The following is a 3,567-nucleotide window of genomic DNA, read 5'->3' as shown; positions in this document are numbered from 1 at the left end:
TCATTATCGAATTATAAAACCTTTGTTGCGCATTTTACTACATATCTATACCTACTAATGTTCATCTATAGTATATAATTCTCCTACCATAACATCAACCAAATTTAACCATTAAATCCTTAAATATCTCAAAATAACTAATGTCATCTGTCAAACACCCTATTTAAAAGGGTCAAAAAAGTGTGTTTTTTCACCAATTTTTGACCCGAACTTGATCCTCAAACCACTATATGTTGTGGTCAAACCCTATTGTTTTTTATCAAAACCACAATACGTCATCATTATTATACTCTCTACATGCCTTGAGAGGTCAATAATGATGTCGTAGCTTGATATTATCCCCTTGGTGGAAGAATATCTTTCTGAATTTATAAGAATATAATAACCTTTTTTCATTAACATCCATAAAAAACAAAATCCTCGAATAATTATTAATTCGAAAGCTTTGCTTTTTATAATTTATTATCTACTCTCCCAGTGTTTTTTTGCATTATCAAATATTTCATCTACAGTCTGATGATCAAATATTTCATCTTCTAGCTTCAAATAATCTTCTTTACTTATTCCTTCGGAGTGGCGTATAAATCATAAAAATCCAGAATATCCTAGTTCCTTTATTAATTTATAGAACCTTTCTTAGATAAATATAAAGAAACACATCCAGATACAGGTGTTTTTTTAAGATTGATGGATACTATTAGAATGAAATCAATAAAGCTAGCCTCTAGGGTTACTAGTTCAGCCAGGTATTTAATCTTCAATTTATGTAGCAGTAGTCCTTCTAGGGGAGGATATTTTATCTAAAAGAAAATTGAAGCCTGCCCAAAAAAACCATCTAGATCTAATATTTCAATATCTAACAAATTTTCACTCTTATGGAGTAAACCTTCCGGCAAAGAAACCTGCATCAGATAAGCGGTCAGACAAGTGTCTCCACAATATTCTTTAATCTTATTAACCTTTAATATCTTAATATCTTCATTATTGATAAATGCCTTAATGGAGTCATTTGTAATATTAGGTGATATATCAGCTTCCCCATTATTATATTTTTCTAAACTCATTGGCCTAAAATATACCGTCAAAGATGGATATGCTCCCAAAATTCGAAAACAATGTAAACCATAAATTTCTAACTTATCTATACTTCCATTAATAACAATGTCTTTATTTAAGTTAATATTATGACACCAGAATTCAAGATATTTTTCTTTGTAATCTTTGAATGCTACCATAAAAGGATAATGATTACCTTCAGGATTTAAACAATATTCTCCGTCTTTATTTGTCATAGTGGAAGTAATTTCTTTAAAATTTTTATCCATCAATATAACAGAAACTTTGTTCATTGCTTTTCCATTCTTATCTGATATAATTCCTGTAATTGACCACATTCTAATTCCCCCTTAAAATAAAGATTATTTTAGTTACACACTTTTCTGCAAATATTCGTCTCTGGTACATAATCACTTTATTAAATATAATTGCCAATAAAAAATATTTAAACTAATTATTAAACTTCCTATACTAGTTAAAATATATTTAAGTCTTTTTCTTCCTTTGATATTTGATCTTCTTAAGCTATATATTAGAAATATAGAAACCCCTAGTAAACTTATCATTAATATAAATAGTAGATAAATATGAGGCCTAACATTTCTTAAAATATCAAAGTTTAACATCTTATAGGCTAAGATAGACACATTTACAAATACAAGCACTATTCCCAGCAAGGTAAATATGTGAAACTTGAATAAAGAGTCTTTAAAGTTAGCCTTATCTTTTCTTTTTCTCCTAATAAAACCTAGTAAGTCTACTAATAAACTTATAGTAGAATATAAAAGGGCAAGGATAGCTAAGATAACTAGGCCATAGTCTATTATAATTCTAGATGTTTTTACTCTATAAAAGTCTTGATAAAGGGTTGACATTATCATAGACCCATCTTTATCCTTATAAATTTGATATAATGTACCATCTACATTATAAAGGGATGGTTCAAATTCATATCCCTCAAATGAAAACCCAGGGCCAATAAATTTTATTCTCCCATCATCTTCTTCTTTTATCTTTACCCTGCTTATAATACTATGGAGTCTTCCATAGCCCCTTGCAAAGGTTCTTGCACTTCCATATATACCTCCTATATCCTTCTTCTCTTGAGACATAGAGGGTTGGCTAGGATTAAAGTCTCCGAAAATTATTGGTAAGATTTCAATATTAAAAATTGATTCGTAGCTTTGATTTGTCATAATTATGGCAGATGTTTTACTAATAGGGTCTATTAGTAAATTAGAGGAAAATGCCTTGGTCGTTCCACCATGACCTAAGGTAGAAACAGCAAATTCAGTGAACCAAAATCCATTTGCATTTCTTGGATATTTACTAGCTTCATAATATAAGCTAGGACTTAATAATCTATCAAGGGTTTCTTCATTTTGAAAAAGACTTTCTTCTTCCTTATATCCTATTAGACTCTTTCCAAATTTTTCAAGATCTTCTAGGGTTCCAGTAGCCATGCCAGAAGGATAAAGGGCAATATGGTAGAAGTCCTTGTCAATAACCTTATTATCAGGTGTGTAACCTTTGATTTCTTTTCGTTTTTCCTGGACCCATTCATTGTCCCTAAGGTCAGGTAATAAGGCAGTCTTATTCATATCTAGGGGCTTGAAAATATTTTCATGTACATATTGATAGTATTTTTGCCCACTAATCTCTTGAACAATATATGCTGCTAGAGTAGCCCCCCAATTGGAGTATGCCTTATATTGGCCAAGAGGATATATCTGTTCTGGTTCTGTCCTTTCTAAGCTTTCCTTTAGGTCTTTCACATCTTTTATATCTTCAATAAAAAAGTCCACAACCCCTTCTTGCCATCCACCATCATGATGCATAAGATTCATCATAGTTATTTTTTCATTCTTGCTAACCTTTTTTAAAAAGCCTTGGGGCAAATAAGTACGAATATCTTCATTAAGGTCAATTTCCCCCTTTTCCCATAATTGGAAAACACTAACCCAAGTAAGTAGTTTAGATACTGAACCCCATTCAAAGACTGTATCTTCTAGGACAGGGACTTGCTTTTCCAAATCACTATATCCATGATAGCCTTGGTAAAGTTCTTCCCGGTCATTGAATACTGAGATAGCAAGGCCTGCAGTGGTATGCTTATGTTTTTCTATGTAGGACTCTATAGAGCTAGAAAGCTCTGACTTACTTAAGCCAGAAGGGCTTATAGGCTTTATTTTGTCAGCATAGGCATAAGAAGTGAAATTAAAAATTAAAAGATTTATAAATAACAATAAACAAAGTTTTTTAAATATATTTCTCTTCCATTTTTTTAATTTTGTCATATCATTGTTAGCTAGATATAATCCGAATATCAGGAGTACAATACCCATAGCTGTGGTAAAACAGGCTAAGGAATCTGGAAGGTCTATCAGATACTTTAAGCTGTTAATTAAAAGTCCCACCACTATATATATATTTACCTTGGTCTTTTTCATTTATAATCCTCCTAGTATAATAATGTCATAGTCAATACTGACTATGCAGTTAAAACTTTTC

The 3,567-nt window shown here is 31.0% G+C and carries 2 protein-coding genes; both read right to left on the bottom strand.

All coding sequences use genetic code 11. The annotated features are described in order from the left end of the window. Window positions 1-800 precede the first annotated feature (800 nt). Complete coding sequence (locus ACTHW2_RS11995; protein WP_442264149.1) at window positions 801-1,394, bottom strand: carboxypeptidase-like regulatory domain-containing protein; 594 nt, start codon at window positions 1,392-1,394, stop codon at window positions 801-803. Between the two features lie 72 nt (window positions 1,395-1,466). Next, window positions 1,467-3,506: a serine hydrolase domain-containing protein gene (locus ACTHW2_RS11990; RefSeq protein WP_442264148.1), complete on the bottom strand. Its 2,040-nt coding sequence runs from the start codon at window positions 3,504-3,506 to the stop codon at window positions 1,467-1,469. Window positions 3,507-3,567: the final 61 nt, after the last annotated feature.

It is taken from the genome of Tissierella sp. (genome assembly GCF_052089545.1).
GTDB lineage: Bacteria > Bacillota > Clostridia > Tissierellales > Tissierellaceae > Tissierella_A.
This window is presented reverse-complemented; position numbering and strand designations above follow the sequence as displayed.